This is a genomic window from Pseudomonas sp. BP8 (assembly GCF_017875955.1).
In the GTDB taxonomy this organism is placed as follows: domain Bacteria; phylum Pseudomonadota; class Gammaproteobacteria; order Pseudomonadales; family Pseudomonadaceae; genus Aquipseudomonas.
In genome coordinates this window covers 4,593,666-4,610,805 of the sequence record NZ_JAGINK010000001.1, presented here as the reverse complement: position 1 = coordinate 4,610,805, position 17,140 = coordinate 4,593,666, and the positions used below count along the sequence as shown (strand labels likewise).

15 protein-coding genes are annotated in these 17,140 nt (G+C 62.7%); 6 read left to right on the top strand and 9 right to left on the bottom strand.

Annotation, left to right across the window (positions count from 1 at the left end):
- Positions 1–69 precede the first annotated feature (69 nt).
- A complete protein-coding gene (locus J3B00_RS20185) occupies positions 70–501 on the bottom strand; it encodes a PilZ domain-containing protein (RefSeq protein ID WP_209870888.1) in 432 nt (143 codons plus the stop codon).
- Positions 502–757: 256 nt separating this feature from the next.
- On the opposite strand from J3B00_RS20185, the gene J3B00_RS20180 reads away from it, so the two are divergent.
- Together J3B00_RS20180 and cysB are read left to right on the top strand one after the other, a co-directional pair.
- The gene (locus J3B00_RS20180; RefSeq protein ID WP_209870885.1) at positions 758–1,255 is read left to right on the top strand and encodes a universal stress protein; all 498 of its coding nucleotides are present in this window, start codon (positions 758–760) and stop codon (positions 1,253–1,255) included.
- A 127-nt stretch (positions 1,256–1,382) separates the two neighbouring features.
- The gene (gene cysB / locus J3B00_RS20175; RefSeq protein ID WP_209870882.1) at positions 1,383–2,357 is read left to right on the top strand and encodes an HTH-type transcriptional regulator CysB; all 975 of its coding nucleotides are present in this window, start codon (positions 1,383–1,385) and stop codon (positions 2,355–2,357) included.
- Positions 2,358–3,249: 892 nt separating this feature from the next.
- Here the strand turns inward: cysB and J3B00_RS20170 are convergent.
- The 8 genes from J3B00_RS20170 to J3B00_RS20135 form a co-directional block, all read right to left on the bottom strand.
- The gene (locus tag J3B00_RS20170; RefSeq protein ID WP_209870879.1) at positions 3,250–4,458 is read right to left on the bottom strand and encodes a hypothetical protein; all 1,209 of its coding nucleotides are present in this window, start codon (positions 4,456–4,458) and stop codon (positions 3,250–3,252) included.
- On the bottom strand, positions 4,455–5,315 hold the full coding sequence (locus J3B00_RS20165) for an ABC transporter ATP-binding protein (protein WP_209870875.1): 861 nt from the start codon (positions 5,313–5,315) through the stop codon (positions 4,455–4,457). Before J3B00_RS20165 ends, J3B00_RS20170 begins: the two co-directional genes overlap by 4 nt.
- On the bottom strand, positions 5,308–5,718 hold the full coding sequence (locus J3B00_RS20160) for a GntR family transcriptional regulator (RefSeq protein ID WP_209870872.1): 411 nt from the start codon (positions 5,716–5,718) through the stop codon (positions 5,308–5,310). Before J3B00_RS20160 ends, J3B00_RS20165 begins: the two co-directional genes overlap by 8 nt.
- Before the next feature lie 97 nt (positions 5,719–5,815).
- Positions 5,816–6,550, bottom strand: a complete 735-nt coding sequence (locus tag J3B00_RS20155) for a phosphoadenylyl-sulfate reductase (RefSeq protein WP_209870868.1) — start codon at positions 6,548–6,550, stop codon at positions 5,816–5,818.
- Positions 6,551–6,649: 99 nt separating this feature from the next.
- Positions 6,650–7,993 (bottom strand): aminodeoxychorismate synthase component I, encoded by a 1,344-nt coding sequence (pabB, locus tag J3B00_RS20150; protein WP_209870865.1) that lies wholly within the window; start codon positions 7,991–7,993, stop codon positions 6,650–6,652.
- A gap of 124 nt (positions 7,994–8,117) precedes the next feature.
- Positions 8,118–9,098 (bottom strand): alpha-L-glutamate ligase-like protein, encoded by a 981-nt coding sequence (locus tag J3B00_RS20145; protein ID WP_209870862.1) that lies wholly within the window; start codon positions 9,096–9,098, stop codon positions 8,118–8,120.
- Entirely contained in the window at positions 9,098–10,633 is a 1,536-nt protein-coding gene (locus J3B00_RS20140; protein WP_209870857.1) for an inactive transglutaminase family protein, read from the bottom strand. The genes J3B00_RS20145 and J3B00_RS20140 overlap by 1 nt, the downstream gene beginning before the upstream one ends.
- 5 nt (positions 10,634–10,638) lie before the next feature.
- Positions 10,639–11,175 carry an ATP-dependent zinc protease gene (locus J3B00_RS20135; RefSeq protein ID WP_209870855.1) on the bottom strand — a complete coding sequence of 179 codons (537 nt, stop codon included), beginning with the start codon at positions 11,173–11,175 and terminating at the stop codon, positions 10,639–10,641.
- A gap of 285 nt (positions 11,176–11,460) precedes the next feature.
- Here J3B00_RS20135 and J3B00_RS20130 point away from each other — a divergent pair, with 285 nt between their 5' ends.
- The 4 genes from J3B00_RS20130 to acnD all read left to right on the top strand — a co-directional run bounded on the left by J3B00_RS20130 (position 11,461) and on the right by acnD (position 17,083).
- Positions 11,461–12,177 carry a GntR family transcriptional regulator gene (locus J3B00_RS20130; protein WP_209870852.1) on the top strand — a complete coding sequence of 239 codons (717 nt, stop codon included), beginning with the start codon at positions 11,461–11,463 and terminating at the stop codon, positions 12,175–12,177.
- Complete coding sequence (gene prpB, locus J3B00_RS20125) at positions 12,174–13,064, top strand: methylisocitrate lyase (RefSeq protein ID WP_209870848.1); 891 nt, start codon at positions 12,174–12,176, stop codon at positions 13,062–13,064. Before J3B00_RS20130 ends, prpB begins: the two co-directional genes overlap by 4 nt.
- Positions 13,065–13,207: 143 nt before the next feature.
- Positions 13,208–14,335 carry a 2-methylcitrate synthase gene (prpC, locus tag J3B00_RS20120; RefSeq protein ID WP_209870845.1) on the top strand — a complete coding sequence of 376 codons (1,128 nt, stop codon included), beginning with the start codon at positions 13,208–13,210 and terminating at the stop codon, positions 14,333–14,335.
- A gap of 159 nt (positions 14,336–14,494) precedes the next feature.
- The gene (gene acnD, locus J3B00_RS20115) at positions 14,495–17,083 is read left to right on the top strand and encodes a Fe/S-dependent 2-methylisocitrate dehydratase AcnD (protein ID WP_209870842.1); all 2,589 of its coding nucleotides are present in this window, start codon (positions 14,495–14,497) and stop codon (positions 17,081–17,083) included.
- Positions 17,084–17,140 lie beyond the last annotated feature (57 nt).

The window sequence follows — 17,140 nt, the reverse complement described above, 5'->3', positions numbered from 1 at the left end:
CGCGTTACAGGGGGCGCGACAATGGGCTGACCCTTGTCTGCACGGGGTTTTTACCCGCAGAAGAGATTTTCAGGCTTGTGCTGCGCGCAGGCTGGCTTCGGAAAACTCGGCGGCGTGCAGGCCTACCCACTCTGCGGCAAGGGTGTCGGTCGCATGCTGGTCGAGCTCGGCCTGTGCGTGCTCAAGGCAATAGTGGCGGATCTGACAGACCTGCTCGCCCATACGGGCGCCGAACAGCGCCTGGGCATCGATGAAGGTCACGCCGATCCGGTAGCCTTCATCGAGCCTGCGGCACCAGGCGACATAGCCCGGGTAGCGCGCATCACTGCCCAGTGACGGAATCAACACCTCGATCGCCATGCCTCTGCGGTACGCGCGCGGGTGGTTGCAGGCGATACCGCCGAGCCCCTGGGTGTGCAGGTGGCGACGAAACAGGCTGGGAAACGGTCGCAGAGTCAGTTCGACCGGGATGTCGTCAGGGTGAGCCAGGTATCCGCACATACTCGACTCCGTGTCGATTATTTGACCTTATTGGCCTGAGTATAGAGACGGTTCGCAAAGCGGCTGATTTACGTGTAAAAAAATCGGACGAAAGTACATGTCCTTGAACCAGTATCCGCGGTGGGCGGGCGGCTGCTTGTCGCCAGGTTTCTCCTGCCCGGGCGCCTGTTTGGCAGCACGCCGGACGGCACGGCGACCCGGCGCGGCGCTGCTAAGCTGAACCTTGCTCTGCCGTCGCGGCAGTCGAGGAGGTCGAATGATCCGTTCCATGCTGTATGCCACCGACCTCGGTGTCTACGCACCCTTTGTCATGCAACACGCGCTGGCCTTGGCGCGGACCTTCAATGCAGAGCTGTATGTGATCCACGCGGTTGAGCCCATGGGGCAGTTTGCCGAATCGCTGCTGCAGAGTTACCTCGATGAACAGACCCTGGATCAGTTGCACAGCCAGGGCGTGAATACGGTGATGGCCAACATCGAGCAGAAAGTCCTTGAAAGCTTTCGTGACGAATTGGGCGAGGAGGCCGACCTGGCGGTGATTCGCGCGGTGCGGGTGCGCCAGGGTGATCCGGCGCAGGTGATTCTCGAGCAGGCGCAGCGGCTGAGTGTCGACCTGCTGATCTTTGGCAGCCATACCCATGGCGCCGGGGTCGATGTGCCGATCGGGCGCACGGCGGTGCGGCTGTTGCAGCTGTCGCCGGTGCCGGTGTACATGGTGCCGTTGGCGCAGCATCTTGGTCGTAGGAAAGTGTGAAGCTGGCAGTAGGCCATTCCCGACTGATGTAACAAAATAGTTCTAGATTTATTGCCAAAACCACTAATATAGTTATATATCGTCGCTGCTAGCTGCTGCTGACCTACTGCTGAACCGAGGGAAACCTATGAAGCTTCAACAACTGCGCTACATCTGGGAAGTGGCGCACCACGACCTCAACGTCTCCGCGACAGCGCAGAGCCTCTATACCTCCCAGCCAGGGATCAGCAAACAGATTCGCCTGCTCGAAGACGAGTTGGGCGTCGAGGTTTTCGCGCGTAGCGGCAAGCACCTGACCCGTGTCACTCCGGCCGGTGAGCGTATCATCAACACGGCTGGCGAGATTCTGCGCAAGGTTGAAAGCATCAAGCAGATCGCCCAGGAATTCTCCAACGAGAAGAAGGGCACCCTGTCGATTGCCACTACCCACACCCAGGCGCGTTACGCCTTGCCGCCGGTGATCAGCAGCTTCATCAAGCAGTACCCGGAAGTCTCCCTGCACATGCACCAGGGTTCGCCCATGCAGATTGCCGAGATGGCTGCCGATGGCACCGTCGATTTCGCCATTGCCACTGAAGCGCTGGAGCTGTTCGGCGACCTGATCATGATGCCGTGCTACAAGTGGAACCGCTGTGTGGTGGTGCCGCAGGGTCACCCGCTGGCCAAGCTGCCGAAGCTGACCCTTGAAGCCGTTGCCGAATACCCGATCGTGACCTATGTGTTTGGTTTCACTGGCCGCTCGAAGCTGGATGAAGCGTTCAATCATCGTGGCCTGACGCCAAAAGTGGTGTTCACCGCAGCTGACGCCGACGTCATCAAGACCTACGTGCGCTTGGGTCTGGGGGTTGGTATCGTCGCGGGCATGGCGGTCGACGCCAAGCTCGACAGCGACTTGGTGGCGCTGGATGCTAGTGAACTGTTTGAGGCGAGCGTGACCAAGATTGGCTTCCGTCGTGGCACCTTCCTGCGTGGCTTCATGTGCGATTTCATCGAGAAGTTCGCGCCGCACCTGACCCGTGAAGTGATGGCCAAGGCTATTCAGTGCCATAACAAGCAAGAGCTTGAAGAGCTGTTCCATGGGGTTGAGTTGCCAGTGCACTGATCACCTGACAGCCCTGAACAAAACCGGCCGAGTGCCGGTTTTTTTGTGGTTTTTTGTGGGGTGCTGGGAGAGATGAGCTGTTGGCTTGGCTGGCTGGTTTAGGAATTGTGGGCTTATCCATTTGATGTGGTGGAGCTGATGGCCCCTTCCGCCCTTACGGTGGGTCACTTTTTTTCTTGGAAAAAAGTAACCCAAAACCGCTTGCTCCTGCATCCGGCCCTCCGCTTCGCTGCGGGTTCCCTCGCTCCGGTCTTGCTCCGGGAGGACCGCGCTGTACGGCCCCTCCTGGGCCTCAGCGCTTTCCGGCCATCCATGGCCTCCACCTCCCTGCGCAAGACCTGCGCTCGGCCTCCTGAAGTGGCCAAGTTACGGGTGGTGTCTGGGCTGGCGTTGTTTTTGATAGTGGCGTGGGTGGTGGATATTCGGGCCTCTTCGCGGGGCAAGCCCGCTCCTACAGGTATCGCGCCGAATTTAAAATTTGCTCAATCCCTGTAGGAGCGGGCTTGCCCCGCGAAGAGGCCGGTACTGCCAATGCAAATCGCAGGGCGCAGCCCTGCCAGCCACCCCACAAATCCGCTGGTAGATAAACAAAGCGAGAGCGCAGCGATTCGCCTGCCGTTGCCCTGGCTGTTGATCTTCTCTTGCTCTTGATCTACCAGCGACTTCAGGAGCAAGACCGGAGCGAGGGAACCCCGCAGCGCAGCGGAGGGGCCGGATGCAGGAGCAAGCGGTTTTTGGTTACTTTTTTCCAAGAAAAAAAGTGACCCGCCGTAAGGGCGGAAGGGGCCCGAAAAGCCACCCCATCAAATGGATAAGCCCCCCAACCTACAAGCCCCAGCCCCAACACCCCATGAAGACCCGTTTTCGTTTACGTAGCTTCAGCGGCACCCAGTCAGCCCATCAACAATACGCAGGTGATAATCCCGGCCAGCATCAGCATTGCGTTAATCACGTACATAGCGACACCGCCAAGTCGACCACGCCAAGCCAGCCTTGCCATGAGCAGCCCACAGCACCACACCAGCAGGCTGAAGCCGACCACGAACACTACCCAGCGAAAATCCTGCGCCACCCTGTCAGCCCCCATGCACAGCGCCAGTGCGGCCATGGCCAATCCGCGTTCAGCCATGCTCCGCCGTACTTGGCGCATGATCGCCGCCTGCAGTTGCCCTGCAGCAGGAAGCCCCGGCAGCACGTACAGGTCGGCCCAGGCCGCACGACGCTGGGCATGTAGCTGAGCCAAGGCCCTGGAGGGCTGTAACACGACGAAGACCATGCAGAACACCTGGCTGGCGAATAGAAAACCATCGTCGTAAGTAGGCCCGAGCCACAGGACACATGCGCAGGTAGCCAGCACCCACAGGTGGAACAGCGCCCAGCCGCGCCAACCGTAGATCTGCCGTAGGGTCTGGCAACTACGTCCCAGTACGGCCGCCATATTGTCGAGCCGTCGCTGATCACGACACGCTTCGGCTGGCTGCTGCCCAGCGTGATCGGCTTGCCGCCAGACGGTTGATTCCGTTCGCTGAAAGGTCGCGCCTGCCGGCATCCAGGTTGTGTTGCGCGGGCGCCTGGCATGAGCGAACCACAGCCACGCCGTCATCAGCCATACCAGTGTACCGAGCGCAGCGCTGGCCAGTGGGTCGGCGACGATCGGCCAGCCGTAGCCCATCAGCATCGCTGGTACAAAGCCCAGCACGATCGGCATGCTCATCATCAATGCGCCAGTCGCCGCCCCGAGCCAGAGCGCAGCCACCAGTTGCAGCGGATCGCTTTCGGGTGGCCAGACCAGCAGGCAGATCCACGGCAATACCATGCTCAGCCCAAGGTGCAGCAGCAGAGCCGGCGCCAAGGTTCGAACGACGCCGGGTGCCCGCAGGCGAATCAGCCTGTCGGCGGTAGCGCACAGCCGCGGCGCGTGCATCAACCACCACAGCAGCGCCGCCATGCTCCAGGCCACCGGCCAGGCCAGTGAGCCCTCGCGCAGCGGCCCGAGGTTGCTGAACAAGCTGGCGGCGTACAGCGTCGCGGCCTGCACCAAAACCCCCAGGCCGAACAGCCAGGGCGACAGCAGCAGTGGGCTCAGGGCTATACCGTTCATGCCGTGAGCTCCACAAACAGATCTTCCAGCGACAGCGGCTGGGGCGTCGACGGTAAGGGCAGGGGGCATTGGGCCGGGTCGATCACCAGGGTCCATCCTCCGCTACTCAGCAGGCGCCGTGCTTTCTCTCCCGGCAAAGGTTCGGCGGGCAGTGGCTGCGCCGCGGGCCAGTGCAGGCGGCGCAGGTTCTCTTTCAGGCTGTCCAGTTCGCCTTGCAGGCGCAGACGACCACCGTGCAGCAATGCCACGTGGGAGGCCACCCGCTCCAGGTCGGAGAGGATGTGTGTCGAAAACACCACAGTGCCGCCGTGCTCGCCAGACAACTCGACGATCTCCTGCAGCAGTTCACGGCGCGCGGTAGGGTCCAGGGCGGCGGCGGGCTCGTCGAGTACCAGCAAGCGTGGGCGCGATGCCAGCGCGCGGATAATGGCCAATTGCTGGCGCTGCCCGGGCGAAAGTCGATTGATCGTTTGCTTGCGGTCCAACGCCCAGCGTACCAGCAAGCGTTCGACCAGGTGCGCATCCCAGGTCGGATACAGCCTGGCGAACAGCTCTAGCCAGGGCCCGATCTTGAGCCACTCGAGGGTGTCCAGGCGTTGCGGAACGTAGGCCAGCTGCATCTTGTCCGCATCATCCAGACCGGTAGCCGGCTTGGCGAAAATCCGCGCCTGGCCGGCATCAGGCCGCTGCAGCCCCAGCAGGCATTCGATCAAGGTGCTTTTGCCGGCGCCATTGCGGCCGAGCAGGCCGAGCACGGTGCCGGCCTCGACGCGCAGCGAGACCTCGTCGAGCGCTTTGTAGGCCTTGAACTGGCGGGTCAGCCCGCAGGCTTCGAGCGGGGCAGGGGTGTCAATCATTTCGATCCTTCGAGGGGGTGGAGTCGGTCATCAATGGCGCCAGGGCGTCGACCAGTTGAGCAAGTTCGATATCCAGTTCGCGGGCTTGGCGAGCGAGGTCGCGCAATGCCGGGGCGAGGCTGTCGAGGCGTGTCTGCAGCGTGCTCGCGCCCGGCTTGCCAGCCGCGACCTGCATGCCTTTGCCGCGCAGGCGTTCTAGCAGGCCCTGGGCTTCGAGCAGGGCGTAGGCTTTGGAAACGGTCATCGGGTTGATGGTGTGCGCTGCGGCAACCTCGCGCACCGAGGGCAACAGGGTGCCGGGCGGGCACTGTCCGGCACTGATCAGGCGGGTCAGCTGGCCGACGATCTGGCGATAGATGGGCTCAGGCGAGGCGGGCTCGATATGTAAGGTAAGGGCATCCATGTGTATTAGTGTAGCGATACACTTAGGCGCTCAGGCAAGGCCTTTCTGCTCGCGCATAAAAAAACCGGCCGTTGGGCCGGTTTTGCACGCCTGCGAATCAGGCCTTGGAGATCAGGTTGCCGGCATGTAAGCCACATTCCTTCTGCGTCGATTCCTCCCACCACCAGCGCCCTTCGCGCTCGTGCTGGTTGGGCAGCACCGGCCGGGTGCAAGGCTCGCAGCCAATGCTGATGAAGCCACGCTCGTGCAGGCTGTTGTAAGGCAGTTCGAGCATGCGGATGTAGCCCCAGACTTCTGCGCTGGACATCTGCGCCAGCGGGTTGAACTTGTACAACGGGTGCTCAGGGGTAGAGAACGCCGTGTCGAGTTCAAGTGCTGCTACCTGGCTGCGTGTGCCAGGGCTCTGGTCGCGGCGCTGGCCGGTGGCCCAGGCGCTGACGCTGGACAGTTTGCGCCGCAGTGGCTCGATTTTGCGGATGCCGCAGCACTCGCCGTGGCCATCTTTGTAGAAACTGAACAGGCCCTTTTCCTGGACGAACGGATCGAGCTTGGTGCGATCCGGGCTGAGGATCTCGATTGGCAGCTTGTACTGCTCGCGAACCTGGTCGATGAAGCGGTAGGTCTCCGGGTGCAGGCGGCCGGTGTCGAGGCTGAATACCTTGACCTGCTTGTTGAGTTTCCAGGCCATGTCCACCAGCACCACATCTTCGGCGCCGCTGAAGGAGATCCACAGGTCGTCGCCGAAGTGTTCGAAGGCGAGTTTGAGAATGTCCTGTGGGGACTTGTTGGCATAAGTCGCGGCCAGGGCGGCGACGTCGAAGGCTTGGCTCATCAGGCGGTTTCCATCGTGTGTATGGCGCTGTGCGCTCGTAATGGGCAAATGGTAACAAATAATGGCGGGATAGACGCTCTGCGAAATGGCTGGCGCGGATCAGAGCCCCTGCAGCGTTTCCATCAGTACTCGCACCTTGGCTATCGATTCTTCATATTCCGCCTCCCAGTTCGAGTCCGCCACTACCGCACCGCCGCCCCAGCAGCTGGCTTGGCCGTCCTTGATCAGCAAGCTACGGATGGCGATCGAGCTGTCCATCTCGCCGCGTACATCGATGTACAGCAGCGAGCCGCAGTACAGCGTCCGGCGCGTCGGCTCCAGTTCGTCGATGATCTGCATGGCGCGGATCTTCGGCGCCCCAGTGATCGAGCCGCCGGGGAAGCTGTCACCGATCAGGTCGAGGGCGTCCTTGTCGGCCGCCAGACGGCCGGTGACGCTGCTGACCAGGTGATGCACGTTGGGGTAGCTCTCCAGGCTGAACAGCTCCGGGACTTTTACCGAACCGATCTCGCAGGTGCGGCCCAGGTCGTTGCGCAGGAGGTCGACGATCATCAGGTTTTCCGAGCGGTCCTTGGCGCTGGCGCGCAGCTCGGCAGCGTTGCGGGCGTCCTGCTCGGGGTCGCTGGAGCGTGGGCGGGTGCCCTTGATCGGCCGGGTTTCCACCTGGCCCTGGCTGACGCGGATGAAGCGCTCGGGCGAAAAGCTCAGCAGCGCACTGCCATCGGCCAGTTGCTGGTAGCCGGAAAACGGCGTCGGGCAGGCCTTGCGCAGGGCTTGGTAGGCGCGCCATGGATCACCCTGGCAGGGCGCACGAAAGCGCTGCGTGAGGTTGATCTGGTAGCAGTCGCCGGCCTGGATGTACTGCTGCACCTGGTCGAATGCGCTGCGGTACTGGGTGGGGCTGAGGTCGCCGTGCATCGGCGCGAGCAGGTGGAAATCACCGCTGTCATCGGCCGTCGGCGCTTCGAACAGGCTGCGTAGGCGCTGCTGTTCGCTGGCCGCCAAGCTTGGGTGGAACACCAGTTGGCTGGTGCGCAACTGATGGTCGCTGACCATCGCCCAGGCATACACGCCGAGCTGGGCGTCGGCCAGGCCGAGGTCGTCCTGGGCGAGGCTGGGCAGTTGCTCCAGACGCCGGCCAAAGTCGTAGCTGAGGTAGCCGATCAGGCCGCCGGCGAACGGTAGCTCGAGGCCAGCGGGGAGTTCGGCGCGGCCGAGTTGGGCCAGGGCGCTGCGCAGGCGTTGCAGATAGTGGCGGCCGTCTTCGTCAGGCGCGGCTTGCAGGTGCTCGAGCGGCCAGGCGCTGAGCAGGTCGAAGCGGCCGCGCTCGGCGCCGGGGCGGGCACTGTCGAGCAGGACCGCCCCCGGCGCCGAGCGCACGCGGGCGAAGTAGGCTGCGGGGTCGGCTTGGTAGGGCAGAGGGTGGAGCGTACAGGTCGGCATGCGAGTGGATGGCGATGAAAAGCGAGGAGGGGATTGTAATGGGCTGTGGGAAAAGGGCCTAGCACTGGGTGCGACATTGAAAGGTCTGTTTGCCGTGTTGGGGCTGCAGAGCAGCCCCAGGAACTCACCGCGGATGCACGTGCCCGAACAAACCTTGAGAAACCCGCACACGCTGCTCGGCGTCCTCGGTCAGTCCATCCTTGGCCAAAGCCTCCAGATGCGCCTCGATGGCATGGGTACGCTGGGTCAGGCCGCAGTCGTTGGCGATCTGGATGTTCAGCCCCGGGCGCGCATTGAGCTCGAGGATCAGCGGCCCCTTCTCCTGGTCGAGGACCATGTCCACACCGATGTAGCCCAGCCCACACAACTCATAACAGCCAGCGGCCAGCTTCATGAAACCGTCCCAGTTGGGCAGTTGCACGCCGTCGACCGAGTTGGTGGTGTCCGGGTGCTTGCTGATGATGTTGTTCAGCCAGGTCCCGCGCAAGGTAACGCCGGTCGCCAGATCGACACCGACGCCGATGGCGCCCTGGTGCAGGTTGGCCTTGCCGCCCGACTGGCGGGTCGGCAGGCGCAGCATGGCCATCACCGGGTAGCCCATCAGGACGATGATGCGGATGTCGGGCACGCCTTCGTAGCTGATGCTCTTGAAGATTTGGTCCGGGGTCACCCGGTACTCGATCAGCGCGCGGTCACGGTGGCCACCCAGCGAGTACAGGCCGGTGAGGATGCTCGACACCTGGTGCTCGATCTCTTCATGGCTGATGATCTTGCCCGAGACGGTGCGATAGCGGTCTTCGAAGCGGTCGGCGATCACCAGGATGCCGTCACCGCCAGCGCCCTGCGCCGGCTTGATGACGAAATCGCTGCGCCCGCCAATGATCTCGTGAAGCTTGTCGATCTGCTTCTCGGTCTCGATCACCCCGTACATTTCCGGCACATGAATGCCGGCTTCGATCGCGCGCTCCTTGGTGATGATCTTGTCGTCGACGATCGGGTACAGGTTGCGCTTGTTGTACTTGAGGACGTAGTCCGCATTGCGCCGGTTGATACCCATGATGCCCCGGGCCTCCAGGGCTTTCCACGTCTTGATCAGGCCAAACATCAGGCGTCAGCCTTCTTCAGGAATGCCTTGAAGCGCACGAGCTCGGTCAGGCGGTAGCCGCGGTAGCGACCCATCGCCAGCATGAAGCCCACCAGCACCAGCAGTACCGCCGGGAAGGTAAAGACGAAGTAGACCAGCTCCGGCACCATCATCAGCAAGTGCGCCAGGGAGGCGGCGAACAGGGTGCCGATGGCGACTTTCATGGCATGGCCACCGCCACGTTCTTCCCAGGTGATCGACAGGCGTTCGATGGTCATGGTCAGGATCACCATCGGGAACAGCGCCACCGACAGCCCGCGCTCAAGGCCAAGCTTGTGGCTGAACAGGCTGATCGCGGCGATCAGCACCACGACGAAGGTCAGCACCACCGACAGGCGCGGCAGCATCTGCAACTTCAGGTGTTCGAGGTAGGAGCGCAGTGACAGCCCCAGCGCCGTGATCACGGTAAACAGAATGATGCCAAAGCCCAGTTGCGTCTCGCGGAAGGCGAGGGCGATCAGCACCGGCGTGAAGGTACCCAGGGTCTGAATGCCGATCAGGTTGCGCAGGACCAGAATCACCAGCACGCCGATCGGGATCATCACCATGATCATGAAGGTCTGCTGGGTCTGCAGCGGCAGGCCGTACAGGGAGTATTCGAGGAAGTCGGCGTCGGTATTCTCGTCGGTCAGCTTGGCCAGGCGGATGGCGTTCATCTCGCTGTTGTTCATGCTGAAGGTGACGTTGGCTTTCTTGCCGCCATCGACGGTGATCAGGTTGTCATCACCGGTCCACCACAGCAGGCGGTCGCTGGGCAGGCCCTGCTCGCCGGTGTCCGGGTTGAAGTACAGCCAGTCGTTGCCGTTGAAGCTGCGCAGCCACAGCTCTGGGGACTGCGGGGTGTCGGCAACCAGGCGAATGGTGTGCACTTTTTCCATCGGCACGTGGGCGATGGACAGCAGCAGGTCAATGACCTTGGCTTTGTTCAGGGCCGAGGTATCGCCGGCCAGCAGCAGCTTGACGTTGTCGTCGTTGAGGTTGTTGACCCGCTTGATGGTCTCGCCGACAAAGGTCTCGACGTCTGCCGAGTGCTGGCGGATCGGCGCCATCAGGGCTTCGGCGGCAATCTTCTCGGGGCCTTCGACCGCCAGGCTGTCGCGGAAGGTCGGGCCTTTGACGGTGGTTTTTTCATTGCTGTAGCGCTTGGTCAGCACCAGGCGGTAGTAGAGCGTCTGGTTACCGCTGGCGCGGCGCGCCGACCAGGTCACCTTGCGGTTGCCGTCGGTGCGGTTGACGCTCACCCCATAGTTGTTGGAGATGAAGCTCTCGTTCAGGCTGACATAGTCACGGCTCAGCGGCGGCACGAACATCTGCACCTTGACCGGGTCCTTGGCACTGGCGACGAACTCGACCTTGGCGTCGATGTTCCACAGGTCGTCGGTTTCGTCTTCGGTGACCGGGATGCCGAGGAAGAAGATCTGATAGGCCGTGACCGCCACGCCCAGCAACACCAGGACGGTGATGAGGACTTTGAGGTGAAGGGTAAGAGAGCGCATCGGGGTTACTCTGCTTTAGGAGCGTCGGTGGCACAGGCAGGTTTGCCGGCCGCGTATTTGAGGCTTGGATCGACCAGCGCGTCGAAGTCTTTCAAGGCCTCGGAGCCGATCAGCAGCGGGAACTGGAACGCGCTGCGGTCGGTGAGGTTGACTTCGATGGTGCGCAGGGCCCGGCCCATGCAAATGTTCAGTTCGATAACCGGCCGTGCGGTATAGGCCTTGCCTGCTTCAGCGTCATAGTCGCCGGCACGGCGCTTGATCTTGCTGACCCGGGCCAGCGGCCGTTCGATCGGGTGCGAATGCGCGGCATCGATGGCCAGGTAGAAACGTACCCAGCTTTCGCCATTGCGCTTGAAGCGCTTGATGTCGCGGGCACTCAGCGAGGCGGTCTTGGCGCCGGTATCGAGCTTGGCCGCGACCTCCAGGTCGAGATCGTTGAGGCGGGCGTATTCGTTCAGGCCGTACACGGACTTCTCGGCCGCCTGGCCAAGGGCCGGCAGCAGGGCAAGGCAGAGCAACAATAAAACGGGTGTGAGTCTCATAAATCCTGGCGCGGTGCTGTGCTGGGTTCAGGGCAAGGCGACTGGCCAAGCATCCTCGTTAATCTGTCGACACATTGAGTGGCTGACAGACTCACTGTTCATGCTCCCTCGGGAAGCGCGGCATTCTATCACGCCGATGTGTTGACGCCAGCGCGTCGCACTCTGACATCAAGCGCGCCCGGTAAGTTCGTTATTAGACAATTGTCGACAATGTTGATTTTGTCTTTGACTCAAAGCCTTCGTTTAGCTAGTTTTGCCACTATGGAAACGCAAGGTGTCGACAATATGCTTGAGCTAACCCAGGCCCCCGCTGTGGTTTCGGAAGAATCGGAAACGCTTTCCGAGAATGTCTTCCGGCGCATCCAGGCGGCTATCGTCAAAGGTGACATCGCGCCGGGTAGCAAGATCTCCGAGCCCGAGCTGGCGCGGACCTATGGCATCAGCCGCGGGCCGCTGCGCGAAGCGATTCATCGCCTCGAGGGTCAGCGCCTGTTGGTACGGGTGCCGCACGTCGGCGCGCGGGTGGTTTCCCTCAGCCAGGCCGAGCTGATCGAGCTGTACGAGATCCGCGAATCTCTGGAAGGCATGGCCTGCCGACTGGCTGCCGAGCGCATGAGTGTCGCCGAGATCGACGAGCTGCGCCGGGTGCTCGACACCCATGAGCGCGACGCGGCGTTTCAGGCCGGCCTCGGCTACTACCAGCAAGAAGGCGACTTCGACTTCCATTACCGGATCATCCAGGGCAGCGGCAACCAGACCCTGGTCCAGATGCTCTGTGGCGAGCTGTACCAGCTAGTACGCATGTACCGCATCCAGTTCTCCGCCACCCCCAACCGTCCGCATCAGGCGTTTGCCGAACACCATCGGATTCTCGATGCCATTGCCGAACGCGATGGCGAACTGGCCGAACTCCTGATGCGCCGCCACATCGGCGCATCCAAGCGCAATATCGCGCGCCACTATCAAGGCGCTGACAACAATAGCCCACGAGGTGAGTCATGACTGTGAAGAGCACGCCCGGCCAACGTTTCCGCGACGCGGTTGCCGCCGAACATCCGTTGCAGGTAGTCGGCGCGATCAACGCCAACCACGCGCTGCTGGCGCAACGCGCCGGCTTCAAGGCCATCTACCTGTCCGGTGGCGGTGTAGCGGCCGGCTCGCTGGGGCTGCCTGACCTGGGCATCAGTGGCCTGGACGACGTGCTCACCGACGTGCGGCGGATTACCGATGTATGCGATGTACCGCTGCTGGTGGATGTCGACACCGGTTTCGGCGCCTCTGCGTTCAACGTCGCGCGCACGGTACGTTCGATGAACAAATTCGGCGCGGCAGCGATCCATATCGAAGACCAGGTCGGTGCCAAGCGCTGCGGCCACCGCCCGAACAAGGAGATCGTCACCCAACAGGAGATGGTCGATCGCATCAAGGCGGCGGTCGACGCTCGCCTGGATGACAGTTTCGTGATCATGGCGCGCACCGACGCCCTTGCGGTAGAAGGCCTGAACGCTGCACTGGACCGCGCTGCCGCGTGCATCGAGGCCGGCGCCGACATGATCTTCCCGGAGGCGATTACCGAATTGCAGATGTACAAGACTTTTGCTGACCGGGTACAGGCGCCGATTCTTGCCAATATCACCGAGTTCGGCGCAACGCCGCTGTACACCACCGAAGAGCTGGCCTCGGTCGACGTGTCGCTGGTGCTGTACCCACTGTCGGCGTTCCGCGCGATGAACAAGGCGGCGGAAAACGTCTACACCGCGCTGCGCCGTGACGGCACCCAGAAAAACGTGGTCGACACCATGCAGACGCGCATGGAGCTCTACGATGCAATCGGCTATCACGCTTTCGAGCAGAGCCTCGACGCGCTGTTTGCCCAGCAGAAGGGATGAGGTAAGCCTGTTGTGGCCTCTTCGCTACAGGATGTATGAGCGCCGCTAACCCTGTAGGAGCGGGCTTGCCCCGCGAAGAGGCCACAACAGGCAACAACGATTAGCCAGCGATTCCATAACAAGTTCAATAAAGGAGAAACACAATGGCCGAAGCAAAAGTACTCAGTGGCGCAGGCCTGCGTGGCCAGGTGGCCGGCCAGACTGCCCTGTCGACCGTCGGCCAGGCCGGCGCCGGCCTGACCTACCGCGGTTATGACGTGCGCGACCTGGCCAAAGACGCCGAGTTCGAAGAAGTCGCCTTCCTGCTGCTCTACGGCGAACTGCCGACCCAGGCCGAGCTGGACGACTACAAGCGCAAGCTCAAAGGCCTGCGCGACCTGCCGCAAGCGCTCAAGGAAGTCCTCGAACGTATCCCCCGCGATGCCCACCCGATGGATGTGATGCGTACCGGCTGCTCAGTCCTCGGCACCCTTGAGCCCGAACTGACCTTCGACGCCCAGCGCGACAAGACTGACCGCCTGCTGGCGCTGTTCCCGGCGATCATGTGCTACTGGTATCGCTTCAGTCACCACGGTGTGCGCATCGAGTGCAGCACGGACCAGGACACCTTGGGCGGGCATTTCCTGCAGCTGCTGCATGGCAAGCCGCCGAGCGAGCTGCACGTCAAGGTGATGAACGTTTCGCTGATCCTGTATGCCGAACACGAGTTCAATGCGTCGACCTTCACCGCGCGGGTCTGCGCGTCGACCCTGTCCGACCTGTACTCCTGCGTAACCGCTGCCATCGGCTCGCTGCGCGGCCCGTTGCATGGCGGCGCCAACGAAGCGGCGATGGAGCTGATCGAACGCTTCCAGAGCCCGCAGGACGCCACTGCCGAGTTGCTCAGGATGCTTGAGCGCAAGGACAAGATCATGGGCTTTGGCCATGCGATCTACAAAGAGTCCGACCCGCGCAACGAGGTGATCAAGGGCTGGTCCAAGCAGCTCGCCGACGAGGTCGGTGACACCGTGCTGTATCCGGTGTCCGAAGCCATCGACAAGACCATGTGGGAGCAGAAGCGTCTGTTCCCCAACGCCGACTTCTACCATGCCTCGGCGTATCACTTCATGGGCATCCCGACCAAGCTGTTTACGCCGATCTTCGTCTGCTCACGCCTGACTGGCTGGGCGGCGCATGTGTTCGAGCAGCGCGAGAACAACCGCATCATCCGCCCGAGCGCCGAGTACGTCGGTGTCGAACAGCGCCGGTTCGTGCCGATCGAGCAGCGCTGAGCCAAGGCCTTCATCCGATCCTGTAGGAGAGCGGGCTTGCCCCGCGAAAGCGTCAGCACAACCACCTCTGTTGTCAGGGCTGACGCCTTCGCGGGTCAAGCCCGCTCCTACAGGGATGGTGCGAGCCTTCAAAAACCGTGACCGAGCCTGACTAATAATATGAACACAGCCTTCCGCAAGCCCCTGCCAGGCTCAGCCCTGGACTACTTCGACACCCGCGCCGCGGTCGAGGCGCTCAAGCCCGGCGCCTATGACGGCCTGCCGTACACCTCCCGCGTGCTCGCCGAAAACCTCGTGCGCCGCTGTGATCCGGCCACCCTCAATGCCTCGCTCGAGCAGTTGATCGAGCGCAAGCGCGACCTCGACTTCCCGTGGTTTCCGGCCCGCGTGGTCTGCCATGACATCCTTGGCCAGACCGCACTGGTCGACCTCGCCGGCCTGCGCGATGCGATTGCCGACAAAGGCGGCGACCCGGCCCAGGTCAACCCGGTGGTGCCGGTGCAGTTGATTGTCGACCACTCGCTGGCGGTCGAGTGCGGTGGTTTCGACCCGCAGGCATTCGACAAGAACCGCGCTATCGAAGACCGCCGCAACGAAGACCGTTTCCACTTCATCAACTGGACCAAGAAAGCCTTCAAGAACGTCGACGTGATCCAGCCCGGCAACGGCATCATGCACCAGATCAACCTGGAGAAAATGTCGCCGGTAATCCACAGCGACCACGGCGTGGCCTACCCGGACACCTGCGTCGGCACTGACAGCCACACCCCGCATGTCGACGCGCTGGGGGTGATCGCCATCGGCGTCGGCGGCCTCGAAGCCGAGAACGTCATGCTCGGCCGCGCCTCGTGGATGCGCTTGCCGGAGATCGTTGGCGTCGAGCTGACCGGCCGGTTGCAGCCGAACATCACCGCCACCGACCTGGTACTGGCCCTGACCGAGTTCCTTCGTCAGCAGAAAGTGGTCGGTGCCTACCTTGAGTTTCACGGTGAGGGCGCTCGGGCGCTGACCCTCGGTGACCGCGCGACCATCTCCAACATGGCCCCTGAATACGGCGCCACGGCGGCGATGTTTGCCATCGACCAACAGACCATCGACTACCTGCGCCTGACCGGCCGTGAAGAACAGCAGGTCAAGCTGGTCGAGACCTACGCCAAGGTCGCCGGCCTGTGGGCCGACAGCCTGGTCAACGCCGAATACGAGCGTGGGCTGAGCTTCGACCTGTCGAGCGTGGTGCGCAACATGGCCGGCCCGTCCAACCCGCATGCCCGCGTCGCCACCAGCGACCTCGCTGCCAAGGGTATCGCCGGTGCCTGGGAGGATGTCCCAGGGCAAATGCCTGACGGTGCGGTAATCATTGCCGCCATCACCAGTTGCACCAACACCAGCAACCCGCGCAACGTGATTGCCGCCGGGTTGATGGCGCGTAATGCCAACCGCCTGGGCCTGACTCGCAAGCCGTGGGTCAAGTCGTCGCTGGCGCCGGGCTCCAAGGCGGTCAAGCTGTACTTGCAGGAGGCCGGCCTGGAGCAGGAGCTCGAGCAACTGGGCTTCGGCATCGTCGCCTTCGCCTGCACCACCTGCAATGGCATGTCGGGCGCGCTCGATCCGCAGATCCAGCAGGAAATCATCGACCGCGATCTGTACGCCACTGCCGTGCTCTCGGGCAACCGCAACTTCGATGGGCGCATCCACCCCTACGCCAAGCAGGCCTTCCTGGCTTCGCCACCGCTGGTGGTGGCCTACGCCATCGCCGGGACCATCCGCTTCGACATCGAGAAGGATGTGCTCGGCGTGGTCGATGGCAAGGAGATCCGCCTCAAGGACATCTGGCCGAGCGATGAAGAGATCGACGCAGTGGTGCGTGCGGCGGTCAAGCCGGAGCAGTTCCGTCAGGTCTATATCCCGATGTTCGCCATCGAAGAAGACCGCGGGCCCAAGGTTGCGCCGCTGTATGACTGGCGCCCGATGAGCACCTACATCCGTCGCCCGCCGTACTGGGAAGGCGCCCTGGCCGGTGAACGCACCTTGCGTGGCATGCGCCCGCTGGCGGTGCTGCCGGACAACATCACCACCGATCACCTGTCACCGTCGAATGCGATCATGCTCGACAGTGCCGCCGGTGAATACCTGGCGAAGATGGGCCTGCCCGAGGAGGACTTCAATTCCTATGCGACCCACCGCGGCGATCACCTCACCGCGCAGCGCGCCACCTTTGCCAACCCCAAGCTGTTCAATGAAATGGTGCGCAAGGACGACGGCAGCGTGAAGCAGGGTTCGCTGACCCGGCTTGAGCCGGAGGGCAAGGTGACGCGTATGTGGGAGGCGATCGAGACCTACATGGAGCGCAAGCAGCCACTGATCATTGTTGCCGGTGCCGATTACGGCCAAGGCTCGTCGCGTGACTGGGCGGCCAAGGGCGTACGTCTGGCCGGGGTCGAGGCAATCGTTGCCGAAGGCTTCGAGCGTATTCACCGCACCAACCTGGTGGGCATGGGTGTGTTGCCGCTGGAGTTCAAGCCCGGCACCGACCGCAACACGCTCGGCCTGGATGGCAGCGAGTCCTATGACGTAGTCGGCAAGCGCACGCCGCGGGCAACCTTGACCCTGGTAGTGACCCGGCGTGATGGCGAACAGCTCGAGGTGCCGGTGACCTGCCGGCTGGATACGGCTGAAGAAGTGTCGATCTACGAGGCGGGCGGCGTGTTGCAGCGCTTTGCCCAGGACTTCCTCGAAGCGACCGCGTAAGCCACGGGGGCCGCAAAGCGGCCCCAGGGTTCCGGCAACGACAGATCAATCAGGACA

Bases quoted from the DNA above. Each gene is read 5' to 3' on its own strand.
- prpC (WP_209870845.1), top strand. From the start codon at position 13,208: ATGGCCGAAGCAAAAGTACTCAGTGGCGCAGGCCTGCGTGGCCAGGTG.
- J3B00_RS20145 (WP_209870862.1), bottom strand. From the start codon at position 9,098: ATGTTTGGCCTGATCAAGACGTGGAAAGCCCTGGAGGCCCGGGGCATC.
- J3B00_RS20165 (WP_209870875.1), bottom strand. From the start codon at position 5,315: ATGATTGACACCCCTGCCCCGCTCGAAGCCTGCGGGCTGACCCGCCAG.
- prpB (WP_209870848.1), top strand. From the start codon at position 12,174: ATGACTGTGAAGAGCACGCCCGGCCAACGTTTCCGCGACGCGGTTGCC.
- J3B00_RS20130 (WP_209870852.1), top strand. From the start codon at position 11,461: ATGCTTGAGCTAACCCAGGCCCCCGCTGTGGTTTCGGAAGAATCGGAA.
- J3B00_RS20180 (WP_209870885.1), top strand. From the start codon at position 758: ATGATCCGTTCCATGCTGTATGCCACCGACCTCGGTGTCTACGCACCC.
- J3B00_RS20135 (WP_209870855.1), bottom strand. From the start codon at position 11,175: ATGAGACTCACACCCGTTTTATTGTTGCTCTGCCTTGCCCTGCTGCCG.
- J3B00_RS20185 (WP_209870888.1), bottom strand. From the start codon at position 501: ATGTGCGGATACCTGGCTCACCCTGACGACATCCCGGTCGAACTGACT.
- J3B00_RS20160 (WP_209870872.1), bottom strand. From the start codon at position 5,718: ATGGATGCCCTTACCTTACATATCGAGCCCGCCTCGCCTGAGCCCATC.
- J3B00_RS20140 (WP_209870857.1), bottom strand. From the start codon at position 10,633: ATGCGCTCTCTTACCCTTCACCTCAAAGTCCTCATCACCGTCCTGGTG.
- cysB (WP_209870882.1), top strand. From the start codon at position 1,383: ATGAAGCTTCAACAACTGCGCTACATCTGGGAAGTGGCGCACCACGAC.
- J3B00_RS20170 (WP_209870879.1), bottom strand. From the start codon at position 4,458: ATGAACGGTATAGCCCTGAGCCCACTGCTGCTGTCGCCCTGGCTGTTC.
- pabB (WP_209870865.1), bottom strand. From the start codon at position 7,993: ATGCCGACCTGTACGCTCCACCCTCTGCCCTACCAAGCCGACCCCGCA.
- J3B00_RS20155 (WP_209870868.1), bottom strand. From the start codon at position 6,550: ATGAGCCAAGCCTTCGACGTCGCCGCCCTGGCCGCGACTTATGCCAAC.
- acnD (WP_209870842.1), top strand. From the start codon at position 14,495: ATGAACACAGCCTTCCGCAAGCCCCTGCCAGGCTCAGCCCTGGACTAC.